Origin of the sequence: Mesorhizobium sp. M0522 (assembly GCF_040321085.1) — a bacterium.
Lineage (GTDB): Bacteria > Pseudomonadota > Alphaproteobacteria > Rhizobiales > Rhizobiaceae > Mesorhizobium.
In genome coordinates this window covers 95,523-114,391 of sequence record NZ_JAMYQW010000022.1, presented here as the reverse complement: position 1 = coordinate 114,391, position 18,869 = coordinate 95,523, and the positions used below count along the sequence as shown (strand labels likewise).

The 18,869-nt window shown below is 59.9% G+C and carries 19 protein-coding genes and 1 pseudogene; 14 read left to right on the top strand and 6 right to left on the bottom strand.

All coding sequences use genetic code 11. From position 1 onward, the window contains the following. Positions 1-148: 148 nt before the first annotated feature. Positions 149-661 (bottom strand): OmpA family protein, encoded by a 513-nt coding sequence (locus NKI58_RS22300; protein WP_352622882.1) that lies wholly within the window; start codon positions 659-661, stop codon positions 149-151. A gap of 10 nt (positions 662-671) precedes the next feature. Then, complete coding sequence (locus NKI58_RS22295; protein WP_352595026.1) at positions 672-1,331, bottom strand: L,D-transpeptidase; 660 nt, start codon at positions 1,329-1,331, stop codon at positions 672-674. Between the two features lie 40 nt (positions 1,332-1,371). Here NKI58_RS22295 and NKI58_RS22290 point away from each other — a divergent pair, with 40 nt between their 5' ends. The 9 genes and pseudogenes from NKI58_RS22290 to NKI58_RS22250 all read left to right on the top strand — a co-directional run bounded on the left by NKI58_RS22290 (position 1,372) and on the right by NKI58_RS22250 (position 10,487). Next, positions 1,372-1,920 (top strand): NAD-binding protein, encoded by a 549-nt coding sequence (locus NKI58_RS22290; RefSeq protein WP_352786737.1) that lies wholly within the window; start codon positions 1,372-1,374, stop codon positions 1,918-1,920. 1,525 nt (positions 1,921-3,445) lie between these two features. Further along, positions 3,446-4,057: a cupin domain-containing protein gene (locus tag NKI58_RS22285; RefSeq protein WP_352458693.1), complete on the top strand. Its 612-nt coding sequence runs from the start codon at positions 3,446-3,448 to the stop codon at positions 4,055-4,057. Between the two features lie 116 nt (positions 4,058-4,173). Beyond that, entirely contained in the window at positions 4,174-5,112 is a 939-nt protein-coding gene (locus NKI58_RS22280; protein ID WP_352786738.1) for an ABC transporter substrate-binding protein, read from the top strand. 74 nt (positions 5,113-5,186) lie between these two features. Then, a complete protein-coding gene (locus NKI58_RS22275; RefSeq protein WP_352853758.1) occupies positions 5,187-5,984 on the top strand; it encodes an ATP-binding cassette domain-containing protein in 798 nt (265 codons plus the stop codon). Then, the gene (locus tag NKI58_RS22270) at positions 5,981-6,985 is read left to right on the top strand and encodes an ABC transporter permease (protein WP_352474303.1); all 1,005 of its coding nucleotides are present in this window, start codon (positions 5,981-5,983) and stop codon (positions 6,983-6,985) included. The genes NKI58_RS22275 and NKI58_RS22270 overlap by 4 nt, the downstream gene beginning before the upstream one ends. A 4-nt stretch (positions 6,986-6,989) precedes the next feature. Beyond that, entirely contained in the window at positions 6,990-8,075 is a 1,086-nt protein-coding gene (locus NKI58_RS22265; protein ID WP_352827882.1) for a phosphotriesterase family protein, read from the top strand. Positions 8,076-8,102: 27 nt separating this feature from the next. Then, a pseudogene (locus tag NKI58_RS22260) lies at positions 8,103-8,748 on the top strand (glutamine amidotransferase). 3 nt (positions 8,749-8,751) lie between these two features. Next, a complete protein-coding gene (locus tag NKI58_RS22255; protein WP_352827880.1) occupies positions 8,752-9,660 on the top strand; it encodes a ribokinase in 909 nt (302 codons plus the stop codon). After that, entirely contained in the window at positions 9,657-10,487 is an 831-nt protein-coding gene (locus NKI58_RS22250; RefSeq protein ID WP_352595008.1) for a BtpA/SgcQ family protein, read from the top strand. The genes NKI58_RS22255 and NKI58_RS22250 overlap by 4 nt, the downstream gene beginning before the upstream one ends. Before the next feature lie 37 nt (positions 10,488-10,524). Here NKI58_RS22250 and NKI58_RS22245 read toward each other — a convergent pair whose 3' ends face one another. The 3 genes from NKI58_RS22245 to NKI58_RS22235 form a co-directional block, all read right to left on the bottom strand. After that, positions 10,525-10,911, bottom strand: a complete 387-nt coding sequence (locus NKI58_RS22245) for a type II toxin-antitoxin system VapC family toxin (protein ID WP_352595005.1) — start codon at positions 10,909-10,911, stop codon at positions 10,525-10,527. After that, a complete protein-coding gene (locus NKI58_RS22240; protein WP_352579659.1) occupies positions 10,908-11,153 on the bottom strand; it encodes a type II toxin-antitoxin system Phd/YefM family antitoxin in 246 nt (81 codons plus the stop codon). Before NKI58_RS22240 ends, NKI58_RS22245 begins: the two co-directional genes overlap by 4 nt. Positions 11,154-11,536: 383 nt before the next feature. Further along, positions 11,537-11,824, bottom strand: coding sequence for a hypothetical protein (locus NKI58_RS22235; RefSeq protein WP_023679221.1), 288 nt, complete (start codon positions 11,822-11,824; stop codon positions 11,537-11,539). A gap of 461 nt (positions 11,825-12,285) precedes the next feature. Between NKI58_RS22235 and NKI58_RS22230 the strand changes: the two genes are divergently transcribed. Next, the gene (locus NKI58_RS22230) at positions 12,286-12,468 is read left to right on the top strand and encodes a hypothetical protein (RefSeq protein WP_352595001.1); all 183 of its coding nucleotides are present in this window, start codon (positions 12,286-12,288) and stop codon (positions 12,466-12,468) included. 401 nt (positions 12,469-12,869) lie between these two features. Further along, entirely contained in the window at positions 12,870-13,262 is a 393-nt protein-coding gene (locus NKI58_RS22225; RefSeq protein ID WP_031212493.1) for a hypothetical protein, read from the top strand. 57 nt (positions 13,263-13,319) lie between these two features. On the opposite strand, the gene NKI58_RS22220 is transcribed toward NKI58_RS22225, so the two are convergent. Further along, positions 13,320-14,861, bottom strand: a complete 1,542-nt coding sequence (locus NKI58_RS22220; RefSeq protein ID WP_051406215.1) for a caspase family protein — start codon at positions 14,859-14,861, stop codon at positions 13,320-13,322. A gap of 209 nt (positions 14,862-15,070) precedes the next feature. On the opposite strand from NKI58_RS22220, the gene NKI58_RS22215 reads away from it, so the two are divergent. From NKI58_RS22215 to NKI58_RS22205, 3 genes are all read left to right on the top strand, one after another. Next, positions 15,071-17,020, top strand: a complete 1,950-nt coding sequence (locus NKI58_RS22215) for a CHASE2 domain-containing protein (protein WP_352594999.1) — start codon at positions 15,071-15,073, stop codon at positions 17,018-17,020. Positions 17,021-17,046: 26 nt separating this feature from the next. Further along, entirely contained in the window at positions 17,047-17,805 is a 759-nt protein-coding gene (locus NKI58_RS22210) for a hypothetical protein (protein ID WP_352594996.1), read from the top strand. Positions 17,806-18,262: 457 nt separating this feature from the next. Then, positions 18,263-18,724, top strand: a complete 462-nt coding sequence (locus tag NKI58_RS22205; protein ID WP_352594994.1) for a phasin — start codon at positions 18,263-18,265, stop codon at positions 18,722-18,724. Positions 18,725-18,869 lie beyond the last annotated feature (145 nt).

Sequence of the window (18,869 nt, the reverse complement as noted above, 5' to 3'; positions counted from 1 at the left end):
CGATTAAAGCCTCACCGACGCTGCCAACGAAGCTCACGCCTCAAACCCCGCGCCCCTCCCGCGAGCGGGTTCGTTCCCTGGCGCAAAACAGCCATGCCGCCGTCGCGTGTGAGACTCTGCTTCGGGTCACAAGCAGAACGGCAGCCCCCTACGGCTCGTCCCTCTCATCGCGCAAATTAGACACAACGCGGCGGTTCTGCGACCTGCAGGCGGTGTCGGGGCACTCGCGGACGAGCCTGTCCTTGCCGTAGCCCTTGGCCCACATGCGGTTACGGTCTATGCCGCCGGCGGCGAGGTAGTCCATCACCGCATCGGCGCGCTGCTGCGACAGCGCCATTTCACTTGCGCCGGGATCGTCGGCGAAACCCTGCAGCTTGAGCAGCCAGCGCGGATGCTTTGCTAACCAGGCGATCTGGGTGTCGAGGGTGGCCTTGGCGACAGAATCGAGCGCGGCCGAACCTTGCGTGAAATAGGTGCGGCGGCCGACATTGAGGATAAAATCCTCCTCGCTGCCCGGCTGCACGTTCTGGAAGCCGGCAACCTCGGTGTTGGTGACGTCGGGCGTGGAAGGGGCCAGCGTCTTGCTGGTCGAGCAGGATGCGGCCAGCACCAGCAGGCCCGCGGCGAGCAGCCGGCGCGTGTTTTCAATCATGCGGTTCATGAGGCGCCAATCATTCGACAGTGGTGGAAGCGGGCGCCTGATCGGCGATGTGCGGCAGGACCTGCACCGCGGTGCCGATAGGGCAGCGCTGGTAGAGGTCGATGATGTCTTCCGGGAACATGCGGATGCAGCCGCTGGAAGCGTCGGTGCCGATGCTCCATGGCTCCAGCGTGCCATGCAGGCGGTAGCCGGTGTCGGCGCCGTTGCGGTGCAGATAGAGCGCGCGCGGCCCGAGCGGATTGTTGGACGCGCCGCCTGCGACCATGGGCGGTAGGTCCGGCCTGCGCTTACGCATTTCGGGGGGTGGGACCCATTGCGGCCACAGCGCGCGGCGGTCGATCGTCGCGCGGCCGTACCATTTGAAGCCGTCCTTGCCGACGCCGACGCCGTAGCGGATGGCGGTCTTGTTTTCCATGATGACGTAGAGGAAATGGTGGCGGGTATCGACCACGACGGTGCCGACCGGCTCGCTGCTGAAATACTTGACGATCTGGCGATGCCATCTCTTGTCGATCTTGGCGAAATTGGTCTTGCGATAGACAAAATTGTTGTCGCTGGCGGTACCGGCGAAAAAGGATTTTGCCGCCGCGGCTTGAGCAATATTGCTGGTTGCACCCACCGCGACCAGCGCCAGGCCGCCGAGCACGACACCCCTGCGTGACAAAACCATCGGCAATTCCCCCTCATGCCTAAAGCCTGGCGGACCATAGTTGAGAATTATTTCGCCTCAAAGTGGAAAATGCTGCGTTGCTTCAGTCCGCCGTGTCCGGACGTTCGTCATTGCCGGGTTCGGGCGGGTAGGCCGGGTGATCGGCAGATTGCTCGACGAGCGTGGAGACAGGTGGGTTGCAGTCGACCTCGACGCCAAAAATGTAGAGCGGTCCCGGAAAGAACGTCTACCGGTCTTTTTCGGCAACGCTTCGCAGGAGGAGATGGTGGCCGCCGCGAAAATTGACAGCGCAAAGGCCCTGGTGATCACTCTGGACGACCCCGAGGCAGCCAAATCGGTTCTTGCGGCGCTGAGACGCAAACTGCCCGACCTCCCGGTGATTGTCCGGGCGCGTCACCACATGCATGTGCAAGAGCTGCTTGAGAAAGGCGCGACAGCCGTAATGCCCGAAACGACGGAATCCGGCCTTCTCCTGGGTGCAGCTGTCCTTCAAGAACTCGGGGACAGCAAAACGGATGTGGATGCGGCCGTCAGGACCGTCCGCAGGCATTCTTACCCCACGTCCCCAAGCGGGTCCGGCCTTCTCTGAGCCTGTGTGCTTGGCATTTACCGCTCGCGGTGATCTGTACCCGCCCCATGCAATCGGGAACTCCACCGCTCTCGGCGGCTGGCGGATGAGCCGAATAGCTAACGCCTCCGGAGTGCACTCCTCGCAAGCCGCTGACCTGCCGTTTCCTTCGACGGCCATGGTGCTGGCATTCTACGAAAGGTGGATATCCCGGAGCGGAGACTCGCGGGATCGGCGATGGCCGCCAGCAAAGAAGCGTTTGAAAAGGCCAAACGGTGACGCCGTCGCAGGAACGAAAGTGGAAAAGAAAGCAGAACTTTCGTGTGCAGGCTTTGCATGCGCGCGCCCATAACTCTTTGATGTTGTTTAGTTGTCTGTCCGATCGATCACACGCTGACCGTCATCACGGCAGCCGGGTGTCCGCTTATGGGATGTCGCAGTGGCCCGCTCTACGTCTGAGTTTAGGCGCAGAGCAGACGGTCGGGTTTCCAACCCGGAGCGACCAGAGCTGACCTTTGGTCGGCGCAAGTGTCGTCCTGCCGTGACCCAATGCGGTCTTCCGTTGCGAGCGTCGCTTGCTGCAGCTGCGTTAAGTCGGTCGGAGGCCAATGGTATTTTCAATGGAACGCTAATATACATGGAAACCCCAACGAGCAGCGCCTGCCAGATACTTGAGGAATGCCATGCGAAGGCTCATCTTCACGGCGATGTGTATCGCCGCCGCAACAGCCGCTAACGCCCATGATTGGTACGAAGATAAGATTGACCCACAGACCAAATTCAAGTGCTGCGGCGGTTCAGATTGCCGCGCCATACCTCGGTCTTCGGTGCGGTCCAGGGTAGACGGCGGGTACACTTATTTGCCGCATAATTTCACCATCCCACGTGACCGTGTACAGGAATCCCCGGACGGGCAATACCATATCTGCGAAAATAAATACGTTGTAACCAACCAGCTGTATTGGCGTTGCTTCTTCGCACCTCGTGTCGATGTGTCTATACTTCTAAAGCATTAACCGCGCGTCGCTTCCGCAACTTACATAAGCAAGGTGCTAGTCCATTAATTCTGTCGGACTTTCTTCAAAATTGCCGAAGCTCAAGCGGTGCGCGACTGGCCCAGGGATTTCATTGGATACGTCGCGGCTATCGAGCCTGCGCGCCCTGGGCGTAACTCCATGGGGCGCTGCCGCGGGTGACTTCCGGGCGCGCTCCGCAATTCGGTGACAGTCCAGATTTTGTCGTGTCGGCGCGGCCGTGGTTGTGTAGATTGGCTGCGTGCCCGCCTTGCCCGCATTATCGTTCCAAGTCCACTCGCCACGTGACGCAAACGCGGTAACGGCTGGCGATTTCGACCACGATGGACAGCCAAGCGATAGGGGATAACTGGCGCGGGTTCATCAGCACGGTTCATGCGGGAGCGGCATTCGCCGGATGAGGCAGCTGCGGCTGCAGTCTCGAATTTGACGCATCAGCACTTGCAAATCGTCAGCCGAGGTCTTTTGCTCGCGCGATAGTTGCCCTTGACCGTTGAATGGTTGGCGAACAGATGAACAAAATCGATCGACGGCGGCCAGAGTCAGAAACGGACGCCACAGTAAATGCCGCAAGACTTGGAACTCGGCTGCGCCTCGCCCGCCAGACACGCGGCATGACGCTTAAGACGCTGGCCGCGGCTGCGAATTGCTCGGAAAGCCTGCTGTCCAAGATCGAGAACGGCAAGGCTTCGCCGTCCCTGCCCATGCTTCACCGTCTGGTCGAGGTTCTCGACACCAACATCGGCTGGATGTTCGAGCAAGTCGACGACGACGAGGCGATCGTATTCCGGGCGGGCGCAAGGCCTTTGATCGCGCTCGACGCGCTACGGCGTGGCGAAGGAATTTCGCTCGAACGCATCATCCCGTATTCGCCTGGCCACCTCTTACAATGCAACATCCATCACATCGAGGCAGAGGGCTCGAGCGAAGGTCCGATCCAGCATGCCGGCGAGGAAGTCGGCTACGTGCTCGCCGGGCGGGTCGAACTGATCGTCGACGGCAAGAGCCATGCTCTCGCCACGGGTGATGCCTTCGTGTTCAGGTCGGAGCTGCCGCATCATTACCGCAACATCGGCGAGGAACGCGCTAGCATTTTCTGGGTCAACACGCCGGCGACTTTCTGAGCAACGCTCGGCGTTCATTTGGATTGACAAATATTCAAGTCTCTTGAATGCTTGCCTCGTGCCTGTAGCACCAACGGGACCAGCCGAGGTCTGGTCCGCAAGCAAGGGGAACCGAAATGCGTCTGTTCAAACTTCTCGCCGGCTGTGCCGCCGCCATTGCCATGGGCTCGGCAGCCATGGGATCGGCGCTTGCCGATACGTTCGCTCTCGTCAACATCAACCAGCAGGCCCTGTTCTTCAACCAGATCAACGAGGGCGCGCAAAAGGCAGCCGACGCCGCTGGCGCCAAGCTGGTCATTTTCAACGCCAACAATGTGCCGAGCGCGCAGAACGACGCGATCGAGAACTACATCACGCAGAAAGTCGACGGCATCATTCTGGTCGCCATCGACGTCAACGGCGTCAAGCCTGCGATCACTGCAGCCAAGGCGGCCGGCATTCCCGTCATAGCCATCGACGCGCAGATCCCCGACGGCGACAATATTTCGTTCATCGGCGTCGACAACACCAAGGCCGGCGAGGACATCGGCAAATTCTACGCCGACTATGTGAAGACCGATATGGCCGGCAAGGCCAAGATCGGTATCGTCGGCGCACTCAATTCATTCATTCAGAACCAGCGCCTCGACGGCTTCAAGAAGGCGGTGACCGAAAGCGGCCAGGCCGTCACCTTCCTCGACATAGTCGACGGCCAGAACGTTCAGGAGACCGCGTTGAGCGCTTCGGAAAACCTGATGACGGCCAATCCGGACATGAACTCGCTCTATGCGACCGGAGAGCCGGCCTTGCTCGGCGCCGTTTCGGCGGTGACCAGCCAAGGCCGCACCGGCGACGTCAAGGTGTTTGGCTGGGATCTGACCAAGCAGGCCGTTCAGGGCATCGACGACGGCTGGGTGGTGGCGGTCGTGCAGCAGGATCCGGCCGGCGAAGGCAAGGCTGCGGTCGAAGCGCTGGGTAAGCTCAAGAAGGGCGAGAAAATCGATCCGATCATCAACATCCCGGTGACGATCGTGACCAAGAAGAATGTCGATCAATACCGCACGATGTTCAAGTAAACTGCGTCGGCGACCGAGCCGCGGCGCCGTCTGAGGCTGCGCCGCGGATCCCTTGCAATCGCGTGGAATCCCAGATGACCAGTGGCCAGACCTATCGGGTGCAGATGAGCGGCATCTCAAAGCGCTACAACGCCATCCAGACGCTCGATGACGTGTCGCTGACGCTGAAGCCGGGCGAGGTGCTGGGGCTGGTCGGCGACAATGGCGCCGGCAAGTCGACATTGAGCAAGGTGCTGTCGGGGGCAGTGGTTCCCGACGCCGGCACCATCGAGATCGACGGCAAGCCGGTGATCTTCAGCTCGCCGGCGGACGCACGTGCGGCGCGCGTCGAGATGGTCTACCAGGACCTGTCGCTGTGCGACACGGTCGATGTTGCCGGCAATCTGTTTCTCGGCCGCGAGCCGCGCCGCCGCATCGCAGGCATTTCCTTTCTCGACAAGAAGCGCATGCACGACGAGACGCGCCAGATGCTCGATCGGCTCGGTATCGTCATTGCAGACACGCGGCTCAAGGTTGAAAACCTGTCCGGCGGGCAGCGCCAGTCGATCGCGATCGGCCGCGCCGCCTCGTTCGAGCCGGCGGTGCTGATCATGGACGAGCCGACGGCAGCGCTTGCCGTGGCCGAAGTCGAGGCGGTGCTCGAACTGATCCGCGCGGTCAGTGCGCGCGGCGTCAGCGTCATCCTGATCACCCACCGGCTGCAGGATCTGTTCCTCGTCTGCGATCGCATCCAGGTCATGTATGAAGGGCGCAATGTCGCCGAGCGGCTGATCGGCGAGACCAATATCGAAGACGTGGTCAATCTGATCGTCGGCCGCAAGTTCAGTGCGCGTTCCGCCACCAATGGCTATCGCGGTGGAGCGCCGGCATGAGCGACGCGATCCACACCGCCCAGCCCTCACGAGTACGCAGGGGCACCTGGCGCGATGCGCTGCTCGCCAATGGCAGCGTCGTCTCGATCGCGCTGTTCTTTCTGGTCGTCTGCATCATCTTCTCGGTTGCGACCGACGCGTTTCTGACATCGCCCAATCTGTTGAACATCCTGCGGCAGTCGGCGCCGCTGCTGATCGTCGCCGCGGCAATGACTTTCGTCATTACCACTGGCGGCATCGATCTTTCGGTCGGCTCCGTGCTGGCGCTGGTGGCGACGCTGTCGGCGACGCTTTTGCAGTTTGGCCTGCCGTGGCCAGTCGTTATCCTCGCCATGTTGGCGCTCGGTGCTCTGCTTGGGGCGGTACAGGGCTATTTCATTGCCTATGAGGGCATCCCGTCCTTCATCGTCACGCTTGCCGGGCTTTCGGTGATCCGTGGCGTGGCGCTGCTGATCACCGGCGGCTATTCCATCCCGATCGAGCCAGGAAGCGCATTCACCGTGCTGGGCCGCGCCTGGTTCCTTGGCGTGCCGGTGCCGGCGCTGATCGCGCTGGCGATCCTGGCCATCGCCTATCTCGCCTTTAACGAGACGCCATTCGGCCGCTATGTCACCGGCATCGGCGCCAACGCCGAGGCGGTGCGGCGCGCCGGCGTCAACACGCGGCAGACGACGCTCTTCGTCTATGTGATTTCCGCCACCGCGGCCGCCCTTGCCGGGATCATCATTGCCGCCCGGCTCGGATCGGGATCTTCGAATGCCGGACAGGGTTTCGAGCTGGAAGTCATCGCCGCCGTCGTGCTCGGCGGCACCAGCCTGTTCGGCGGCCGCGGAACGATCATCGGCACGGTGCTCGGCGCGCTGACCGTGGCCGTCATCGGCAACGGCCTGATCCTGGCGCATCTGTCGCCTTTCCTGACGCCGATTGTCACCGGAACGATCATCCTGATCGCCATCTGGCTGAACTTCCGCCTGTTTCGCGGCGCCGTGCGGAGCCGTTGAGCCGATGAGCGGTCTGTTCGATAACGCAGAGCCCGGCCAGCGGCTGGCGATCGGGGTCTATACTGGCCATGTGATGACCGTGCTCGGCCCAGTTCCGGTCGAGGAGATGGGCATTACGCTGATGCACGAGCACATCTTGCTCGATGGCGCGCGCAGTTGGAAATGCCCCTGCCATCCCGATGACATGGCGATCGCCGAGCAGCCGGTGAACATCGAGATCATCGGCGAGTTGCGCATGAACCCATACGTCAACCGCGACAACGTCTCGCTCGACGACGCCGACCTGGCGCTGTCTGAGCTGCAGCGCTATCGCGCTCTGGGCGGCCACACCGTGGTCGATGCCACCAATATCGGCATCGGCCGCGCCCCCGAAAAGCTCGCCCGCATCAGCCGCATGTCCGGCCTGAAGATCGTCATGGGCACCGGCTTCTATCTCGAGCACACCCATCCCGAATGGCTGAAGGCGATGGATGTGGACGCCGTGACCGAGTTCATCGTCAACGATGTCGGCGGCGGCGAGACGCAGCCGCCGATCATGGCCGGGCTGATCGGCGAAGTCGGCGTCAGCAAGGATTTCACCGCCGAGGAACGCAAGTCGCTGCGGGCTTCGGCGCGCGCCTCGCGCATAACCGGCGTGCCGCTGTCGATCCATCTGCCTGGCTGGGAGCGGCTGGCGCACGAGGTGCTCGATATCGTCGAGGCCGAAGGCGCCGATCTTCGCCACACCGTGCTCTGCCACATGAACCCGAGCCACGACGATCCCGACTACCAGAAAAGCCTCGCCCGGCGCGGCGCGTTCCTCGAATACGACATGATCGGCATGGACTATTATTACGCCGACCAGGACGCGCAATCGCCCTCCGACGAGGAGAATGCACGCGCCATCGCCGCCCTTGTCGAGGCGGGCTTCGGCGACCGCCTGCTGTTGTCGCAGGATGTGTTCCTCAAGATCATGCTGACGCGCTTCGGCGGCTTCGGCTATGGCTATATCCTGAAGCATTTCATACCGCGCCTGAAACGCGGCGTCGAGCAGCCGGCCATCGACCGCATGCTGATCGTCAATCCGAAAAGCGTATTCGCGCGGCTCTAAGCGGCCTGGAATTACACTGGAGTTCAAATGTCCAAGAAGAAGATCCTGCTTGCCGGCGAATCCTGGGTGTCGACCGCGACCCATATCAAGGGTTTCGACCAGTTTCCGACCGTTACCTACCACACCGGCGCAGACGAGTTGCTGGGCGCGCTGAAGGCGACCGACTTCGACGTCACGTTCATGCCGGCGCATGAGGCGCAGCGCGGCTTTCCACAGACCATAGAGGCGCTGTCGGCCTATGACGCGGTCGTGCTCTCCGACATCGGCGCCAACACGCTGCTGCTGCATCCCGACACCTGGGTCCACGCCGGTCGAGGACGTGCTGCCGGTGAATTGCCTGGCCTACGACGACCGCGTCGAGGTTCCCGAAGGTTTTGCGCCGGTGCCGAAACCAGGGTCGAGCCATCCCATCCTCAGGGGCCTCGGCTCGGACTGGCCGATCCTGCTCGGTTTTAACGAGGTGACGCTGAAGGATGGGGCCGAGGTCCTGGCCAGTGTGTCGTCGGATTATGGCTCGCTGCCGCTGCTTGTCACCGGCCGTTACGGCAAGGGCCGCACCGTGGCCTGGACATCCGATGTCGGGCCGCATTGGCTGCCGCCGCAATTCATCGCCTGGCCAGGCTACAAGACCCTGTTCGAACAGATGCTGGGCTGGGCGACCGGTGAGAGCTGAGCCATGCATGTCCACGTCGTCGGCAATGCCTGCGTCGATACCGTGTTTCGCGTCGGCCGCTTCCCTGCCCCGGGCGAGACTTTGAATGCTGTGAGCTATGCCGACGGGCTCGGCGGCAAGGGCGCCAACCAGGCGGTCGCAGCAGCACGGACTGGTGCAGAGGTGACGTTCTGGACGGCGCTCGGCAAGGACCCCGCTGGCGCGTGGATGAGGAGCCGCCTTGACGGCGAGCTGTCAGACCTCGAGGTGAGCGAATTCGAGCTGCCGAGCGACCGCTCGACCATCGTCGTCGATAAAGGCGGAGAGAATTTCATCGTCAGCGGCGTCGCCTGCAGCGAAGCCTTCGATCCGGTGACGCAGACAGCACTTGTCCGCTGGATCGCCCCCGGCGACATCCTCGTCTGCCAGGGAAATTTGCGAACTGCCGTGACCAATGCCTGCCTCAGAGCAGCAAAGGGAAACGGTGCGCGCACCGTTCTCAACGCCAGCCCGATCGACACGGCCTCGCTGCCCGATCTCGGCCTGGCGGAGGTTTTGGTGGTCAACCAATCCGAAGCGCAAATCTTGACCGGCCGGGATGACATGACAGCAGCCGCTGGCGCGCTGGTGGCCAAAGGCGCAGGCACCGTCGTAATCACCCTCGGTGCCGCAGGCTGTATCGTGCTTGGCACGGACCGGACGGAACCGCTTCGCTTGCCGGGGCCGCGAGTCGAAGCGCTCGACACCAGCGGCGCGGGCGATGTGTTCTGCGGCTGTCTGGCCGGTGGGCTTGCCCGGGGCATGCCGGTCATCTCGGCGCTGAAGCTGGCGCTCGCCGCCGCCGCAATCGCCGTGACACGGCCGGGCACACTGGCATCCTGTCCTTCCGCCTCCGAGATGGCGGCGCTCATCGATCAAATGGAGCTCTCATGACCCAGGTCGGCCAATCTGGCGGCGACGCGCTCGTGGACCTTTTCGGCCGCACAAAGGTGGTGATCGGCGTCGTTCATCTGGCGCCGCTGCCCGGCGCGCCGCGCTATGACGGCGAAGCTATCGAGGCGATCTACCGGCGCGGGCTCGACGACGCCAAGGCCTATCTCGACGGCGGCTGCGACGGCGTCATCGTCGAGAACCATGGCGACATCCCGTTCGCCAAGCCTGATGATATCGGCCCGGAGACGGCGGCCTACATGGCGGTCGTTTCCGACCGCATCCGCCGCGAACTCGGCAGGCCGATCGGCATCAATGTGCTGGCCAATGCCGCGATCCCGGCCCTGGCGATCGCCAGCGCAGCCGGCGCCGGCTTCGTCCGAGTCAATCAATGGGCGAATGCCTACGTCGCCAATGAGGGCTTTGTCGAAGGCGAATCGGGCCGCGCGGCACGCTATCGCGCCAGGCTGCGCGCCAACGGCATCCGCATTTTCGCCGATGCCCATGTCAAGCACGGCGCACACGCCATCGTCGCCGACCGCCCGGTGGAGGAACTGGTCAAGGACCTGGTCTTCTTCGACGCCGACGCCATCATCGCCACTGGCCAGCGCACCGGCCACGCCGCGGATTTGGGCTACATAAGTATGATCAAGCAGGCCGCCGGCCTGCCGACGCTGGTCGGCAGCGGTGTCACCCCGGATAACGCCAATGATATCCTTGCCATTGTCGACGGGGTCATCATCGCCAGCGCGCTGAAGCACGACGGCGTCTGGTGGAACCAAGTCGACTCTGCTCGAGTAAAGGCTTTCATGGGTGGTCTGAAGCGATAGCTGACTACCCTACCAAGGGGCTTGCGGTCCAGCTTGATCAGAGACGACGGACGGGCGCAGGATACCGCGCGGCCCGATCGTCGACGGTCAGCAAAGTAATGCCTTCCACAATCGATTGAGCAATCAGGATCCGATCGAAGGGGTCCTTGTGGATGGGTGGAAGCCCCTCCACCGCAATGGCATGCTCGCCGGTGATTGGCAGCTCATGATAGCCATTGTCTATCTGGCCCCGACGTAAAAGACGCGCATCGACCCTGAAGTCATGGCGGCCCAGACCGCGTTTAAAGGCAATCTCCCAGAGACGTGCGGCGCTGAACGTCAAGTGGTTATCGGCATTCTCGATCTCAGCGAGGGCTGCGGGCGGGAGCTTTTCGGGCTCGCCCGCCGCCCAGAGCAGAAGATGGGTATCGAGAAGAAGTTTCATGCATCGCCGCCAAACAGCTTCTCGATTTCGTCATCGGCCATGCGATCAAAATCGTCCGGAACTGAAAACCGCCCGGCCATAAACCCCACCCGACGCATTTCGCCGGCCGCAGGTGCGTCTATGGCAACGACCTTGACCATCGGCTTGCCGGATTTGGCGATAATGAAGGATTCGCCTTTGGCCGCCCTGTCGACAAGACGAGACAGATGCGTCTTGGCCTCGTGGATATTGACGGTGCGCATTGCGGGCCTCTGACTTAGTCCATGCAACTTAGTCTACACGGGCCCGATTTTTTCAAGCGTGTTTCAGTCAGTGAAGGTGATGGATGCCGGATGCGGCTGATCCTTTCGGATCGGCCGCAGGGCACGACTTCAACAAAGACGCGTAATCGATTGTCTGAACTGCATGTTTGTTGGGACTACATCTCACCTGATGTTGGCCGAACCTGTTGGTCCGCCATACGAGGTCGGAGTTCACAGGAGCGATTTTTGCCGAGCAGATGCTCTACGCAGTACTAGGGGCCGAAAGCGAAACGTCCGCTTTGGGCGCTGCACCACGGCGGCGACGAGCCCGACACTGTACCGAAGGCGATCGACGCGACGGGCGCCAAGGGCCTTACCGGACTCTATGTTCCCTTCACGATTCTCGGTTTAGTCGGTCGGCGGGATTGAGCCGCGCTCTCGAGGGCCAGGGCCAACCGCTTCTCGTCTTCGATGGCGCGATCGACTGCCTCAATTTCCTCTTGGAGCACCTTCAGCTCGGCTCCGTAGCTGGAGCCGTCGCTGTCCCCGATCTGAAAGCCACTTGCCCGCATTGCGTCGCGAGTATGGTGCACGTTACGAACTCCTTCGCGTCGAGTCGCGACCAAGATTTCCCTAAACTCTCCAAGACGTTCAACGTGATTGCGAGCCATTGCGTTCTCCTATTTCGTCGTCATCGTCGCCGACGGCGATTCAGAACGGCTAAAACCTACGGAGATACTCTCGACAAAGCATGAGTGCGGAAGCTCAAATTTGAATGTCTTGCAATAGCGTGAAGCGCGGCAGGCGGAAATTGGCTTCGACCCGATCGATCTCGGACCAAATGCCAGACACTTTCGGCCGAGCGCGTCTGCGGCTCCCCCAACGGGGCCATCCGCCCATGGAATCAGTAAAAAGTCGAGTGCGAGAATGACCCGGGCCAAAGCGCGTTGAGTAATGCTCCTCGACAAACAATCATGCTGGCACACTGGCGTCGAAGGTCCGAGGCGAGGCCGGCTAATTCGTGCCGTGTTCGCTGGAGGTATCACTCCTCTCTGAATCCTGCAGTGAGGCGTGGCGAAATCCGAACTCGCCCCGTAGATGCTTGACGTGGGCTTTCACCCCGGCCTGACCCATGGTCGCCGGCCGCTTTATGCCCTTCGGCGGTGGCCCGGCGTGCTCTTGGACACGCTTCCACAGCCGTTCGCGCATCTCCTGGTTCAAGGTGATGAAGGCCGAACCGGCATATTTTTCCGGTACCGGGCTTCGCCAGCAAGGCGAATGCCGCCTTGCCCGGCTCGCGCTCGACGCCCAATAGTTCGTATTCCTGGTCTGTGAAGCTCTTCGTCTTCAGCCAATTCGTCGTCGGGCCGCTTCGATACGGGCTGTCGGCACGCTTCGAGACGATGCCCTCAGGGCCCGCTTGGTCGGCAAGATAGGCGGCGGTAAGTGCAATGAGGCTCGCAATCCAAACACCGCGCATCACACGCTCGGGCGGCCTGCGCATTGTAAACACCGAGAACGCGTTGGCTTAAGCGCAAATCCTAGGGAACATGCTAGAATGTGCGGCTTCGCTCAACTTGAGCAAATGTACCCAACGACATCTAGGACGCGCTGATTTCCGCTTCTTGAAAGCTTGTTATCATGATAATTTTCAGTCTCCTCGCTTAAGAATATATAGACATGTCAGTCAAACCGGCGGGGGATGGGGAGGATAGGATGAAACTGTTATCGCTTGTTGTCGCAGCTACGTTTTCACTTGCTATGTCCGCTTGGGCCGAGGATCTACCAAGTAGCGCGAAGAAAGCATCGATGGAAGAATTTAAGACTTTTGCTAATGGGAAAAAGGTAAATGTAATTATATACGACGCTGGAGCTGCCATAACTGCCACTCTTGTCTGGAACTGGAAGAAAAAACAGATCATTGGCGAAGCTTTGGTGAACAACAAAACTAAGATAAAGGTCAAAGTTCCCTTGACTTTCGACGGTGACAAGGCCTGTTCACAAGACCAAGGTAAACCAGTTTGTCATCTTATCTACATTGACAACGACAAATTTTACGAGGTGCGCGACGACGGCAAAGTCCACGCGACTTCAACGTTGGTTCAATGAGACGGACCACGTCCGAATGGTTTGGTCGGCGTTTGCACGGACCCGCAAATGCCGGCCCTATTCAGTACGCTTGTCAAGTCTTACGACACCTGCACACTCGCCTCCGACTCGAGAAAACTCACCGCTGCCTTTCGCACCTTGAAGCCTGCCGATGATATGGTTTTGCCTTGGCGCACCATCGTCATCGACGAAACTTAAATAGATGTCGAATGCCCCGTCGGCGGTGATTGTTCCGGCCAAAGGCACCATCGCGGAAATTTCCGTTCCATCGATAAAGATTGTCGTTGACTGTTCAGTGTAATCGCAGGCGGAATTACCTGCGCGCCGCGTCAGTGCCCACGCGCCATCAAAAGCCTTTACCTTGACCGGAGCGCAGACACGTTCTGGGATATTCTTGATTGCGCGCAACACCTCTTTCGTCGGCTCCAGGCTGGCAAGCTTCAATCCCCGCTGCTCGGCAAAGGCTTGAAGAGCTTTCCGACTTCCCGGTCCCCATTTGCCGTCTGCCTGTCCGACAAGGCAGCCGACTCGCGTTAGCTCTGTTTGCGTTGCCTTTGTCAACGCGCGCGGATCAGCCAAAGCTTGCGTCACATCTAAATCAGGATGAGCTTCTGCAACCTCCACGCCCTCGATGGAAATCGAGGGGGCTTTGCCACGATCTGTTGCTGCCTGTTCGATCTCGTCGATCTTCAAGCTGGCTAACGCCGCAAAGGCGCCGCTTGGATACTGTCTGAGATAGGCCTCAAAGAAGCGCTTGTCCGTTTTTTCCTTGATGGTCTCCCAATAGGCGACTTCTACGTCCCCTCCTTTCGCACCCGCCGTGACAGCGGTGTTTCCGGACAACGGTTGTAAAATGACGTCGCCCGTCAGCGAGGAGTTGTCCCATGGCACTTGCTTGCCGTCGGTTGCTTCAAGCACATCCCTACGGACGTTGATGAGGTCGCGGGAGATGTCCTGGCCAGGCGTACCAAGATTCTTCAGCAGCGCAGATGTGAACGGCGAGTTCCTTCCCTCGCCGTCCAGCGCAACGTTCCCGGGCTGCGTTGCAAAGGCTATGAGCGATCCAACGCCCGTGCCTAGCTTTGCCAAGCCCCGACCGACCGACCCTGATCGCGTACCCATCGAGCGCCCAAGGTTCTGTGAGAAAGGACTGTCCCGGCAAGCATCCAAAAATACCAGGTTGACCTTCGTGGTTCGCTCCATGGCCGACAAGACGAGGTCCATGGGCACGGCTTCGAAGTCGAGGTCGTTATATGTGGATAGGCGCGCATCAACGGGAGCCATGTAGTTGGTGCCGTTCACCTGGACGCCATGGCCGGCATAGAAGAGAAGCGCCATGTCGGCACCATCCAGCTTGCCGATGAAATCTCGAACCGTGCCGCGCATCCCGCTCAGATCGAGGTCCTCGCCTGCAACCACCTCAAAGCCCAACGCCTGCAGTTTTGCGGTCATATCCACCGCATCATTTTTTGGATTGGAAAGTGGAACCGCGTATCTATAGGCAGAATTACCGATGACCAGCGCGACGCGCCGTTCTGCCCACGCTTGGGCGCTCAGCGAAACTAGAAGAAGCGCAATGGCGAAGCGAAGCGCCATCATGGCTGTATATCCTTAGTCTCAGCTCATGCAGCGGATTCACCAGTCGATGGACAGGATAAAACCGGAGCAGACTTGCGAGACTGAGCCCGGTGCTTCGCAGTGTCAAGTCCAGCGGATCTAGCGAAGGGCCCACCGCTAGCCCACAGTTCGTCAGCGGTCTATGCTGTGTAGATTCACGCCGATAGACACCGAAACGAATTGCACGCAGCTTGGCCGTCTTCACGCCGATCGGAATCGTTCAAAAAGGGCGCCTTCTCGCGTCGCTCGGATTCTTTTTCATTCTGGGCGCCTGCATTGCCACATTCTCTCCCTCAGGCGAGAAACTGCTGCGCGACGTCTTGATGACGACCATCTCGCCCTTCGTCGCGCCCCCGACAGACATTGTGATCGTAACGATCACAGAGCAGACATTGGAAAGGTTTCCCTATAGATCGCCGCTGGATCGGGGTGCCTTGGCCGACCTTGTGCAGAGAATCGATAAGGCTCATCCGAGAACAATAGGCATTGACTTGCTTTTCGATCAGCCAACCGAGGCAGAAAAGGATCGGCGCCTAGCTGAGGTTATCGAGGCGGCCGAAAGTCCGGTAATTGTCGCATCTGCATCACACGAGGACGACCTTACCGACAAGCAACTGTCGTATCTTAGTCGCTTCGCGCCAAGCGCCATCCGCGGACTGGCCGCCCTGTCTCATGATAGGGTCGACGCGGTTGTGCGGGAAGAATTTCCAGGGCGCGTGGTGAATGGCAACTGGCAACCTAGCTTTGCATCAGCGCTCGCGCAGACCGCCGGCATATCGGCATCGCAAGCTGCGGAGAAGATGGTCTACTATCGGGCTACAGGCATTCATCCGGCACGATGGACAATATATCCGGCACACGCCGCCGCTTTCGCGCCCCCGGCCTGGTTCGCCGGGAAGTTCGTTTTGATCGGCGTCGACCTCCCGCTGCAGGATCGTCATGCAACCCCCTTTGCCGTGCTGAACGGCTCTGTTGCCGGAGCGCTGCCGGGTGTCGTTATTCATGCCAATGCGCTGGCGAGATTGATCAAGGGCGACAAAATCATTACGCCGGGGGCGGTGGCGGCGTTTGGGCCCTTCGTTCTCGCGACGGCGCTCTGCATCTGGGTCGCTTGGCTCCGCATATCAGTGCTGGTGAAACCTATGGTCATCATCGGCGCAGTCGTTTCGGTTTTGATCTTAGAAGCAACCGCGTTTGCCAAGGCCGGGATTCTGTTACCAATGGTCGCGCCGTCGATGCTGCTGCTAGGGCTCTCCGGATTCGTCGCAATTCTGGCATGGCACCGGGACTCGAAAGAAAGGCGTTTCGTCCAGAACGCGTTCTCTCAGTATCTCAGCCCGGCAGTCGTGGCAGAGCTAGTCAGCAAGCCGGCGTCACTGCGCCTCGGCGGATCCGAACGCTTGATAACGTGCGTGTTCACCGACCTTGAGGGGTTCACCAGTTTGGGCGAACGGACGGAACCAGAGGTATTTGCTACGGTTCTGAATGAATACCTCGATGCGGTTTGTGGTCTCTTCATTGAACATGGAGCCACGATAGACAAACTGATAGGCGATGCAGTCATTGGTTTTTTTGGTGCACCGGGTGTGCAGGAGGACCAAGCCGAAAGGGCCCTAAAACTAACGCTCGCTACCGTCGCGATGTCTCGAAGATTTCGGACAGATGTAAAGTCTAGAGGCCACGACGTTGGCGTCACTCGTATCGGCGTCCATCGAGGACCTGCAGTTGTCGGAAATTTTGGGGGCAATCGATTCTTCAACTACACGGCCATGGGCGATACGGTGAACACCGCTGCCAGGCTCGAAGGCGCGAACAAGTTTCTAGGTACCATGAACTGCATCAGCGAGGAGGTGGCGAACTCTTCCGATGACTACCTGCTTCGGCCATCCGGTGTGTTGTGTCTGAAAGGCAAGACTGAGTGGATCTCAGCCTTCGAGTTGCTGGAGGACGGGCGTATGAATCGCGAGATGGTGGAGGCTTACTCGCAAGCTTATTTGCTGATGTCCGCGCGTGACAAGACTGCCGCTGCTGCCTTTGCATCGCTGGCCATTCAATATCCCAACGATGGCCTCGTTGCTTATCACCTTGGAAGACTGAAGCAGGGTGAGGCTGGCGATAGGATCTATCTTGAAGGCAAGTAAAACAAGCGTATGGTTGAACGTGCGTCATGTATCGGCAACCCAAAATCATTTTCCTACTGGCTGCGGCCATCGCAGCAGTTGGTTCTTGCTCGAGCGCTCTTGCGGCCAGCGAGTATGTCGTTGTCGCTGTCGATCCTCCCGCGGACAGCCCTCAGCTCGGCAAACTGTTCAGACTGGGCGACCTCGTGCATATCGAGGGTGGATCGACTGTCACTTTGATGGGTGACGACGGCTCGGTCACTGCGTTGCCGGGACCTGCGGATGTTGTGGTGACTGACGACGCATCGGGTTCTGGATCAACCTCTAACGGGGCGGCGGGCGCTTCTTCGAGTTTGACTGCGATTTCGGATCTATTGGGGAATGCCGCTGGTCAGCTCCAAACCATAGGTGGGTCTCGTGGCATTTCCGACACGACGGCCGCCACCTTGGAACCTTGGATGGTGCCGGTCGAAAATCGTCTGACAGGCTGCGTTTATGACCTCAAACTGGAGCTTTGGCGCCCACCGGGGCACAGGGCGGATGTTTCGGTTGCCTATAATGAAGAGTCGCTGGCGACAAGCTTGGTCTGGGACAAGGACACCCCAATTTTGGCAATTCCCGGAAACGTGCCACCGGATCTTCGATCCGTTGAGTTGGTGATCGACGATGAGTCGGTTCGAATGCGTATCGTGCATTTGCCCACCGGCCTCAGCCCGTCGGATCATGTGGGACTGTATGCCTGGATGATAGGAAGCGGTTGTCTTCTTCAGGCATCCGCACTGATCCGGAACTTGGCTAACCGATAGACCACCAAGGGTGGTCACTTCACGGCGCACTGGAAGCGGTAGAGGCGCGCCTTCGCGTCAACCACCGCCATATCGAGGCAACTTCTCGATGGCGCGCTAAGGAAAGCGATCGCCTTGTGCCCAGCGGGTACGCCGACTGAAAGTTTGCGGCGCACGAATTTAACGCTTTCGTTGACGTAGACTTGGACGGTTGCCGAATAGCGGCTGAAGTAGATACCCAGGTGGCAAAACGTCGTGCTCTGTTGCGAGGCTATGCTGGATCAGGTGGTCCGTCCAGAAGAGTTCTTCCTGCAGAACCGGCGATCTCGAGATGCCACCGACCCTCCGCATGCCCCCTCGGAACGCTGGAAGTGGGATGGTGCGTCGCACAAAAATATTGCAATGCACTATAAATGCCGTAACGTCAGTTTCGTAAATGAACGAGACGGCTTTTGTGAAAGGCCGTCCACCGGAAAGGATGGAAACTATGGCCAAGACCGCTGACACCGTTGAAAATACCTCATTCCCCACCTTCGACGCGTCGAAGGCTGCCGACCAGGTCCGCGCTGTCGCCGGAAAGGGCGTCGAGCAGTCGAAAGAAGCCTATGCGAAATTTGCGTCAGGCACCGAGACGACCCAGAAGGCTCTGCAGTCGAGCTTCGAAACCGCCAAGACCGTCGGCAACGAGTTGTCGCTGAAGACAATTGCTGCTCTGCGCGCCAATGCCGAAACCGGCTTCTCGCACCTCGAAGCCCTGGTTGCCGTGAAGTCGCCGTCCGAGTTCATCGAACTCCAGACTGCCTTCTTGCGCACGCAGCTCGAAAAGACCGTCGAGCAGGCCAAGGAATTTCAGGCCGTGACGACCAAGGCTGCCGAAGATGTATCGAGGCCGATCAAGGATGTCGTTGAAAAGGCGATGAAAGATCTCAAAGTCGCCTAATTGAGTCTAAGCGATCGGAAATAACCGCGAAACAACACCTTCTCCAGCCGGTCTTTTTCCTTTTGTCGGATGCTCTTTGGTGCCTGCGTTGCCATGGCGGTACGGGCATAGCTCTCTCGGCTGCGATCATCCGCACAATCTGACG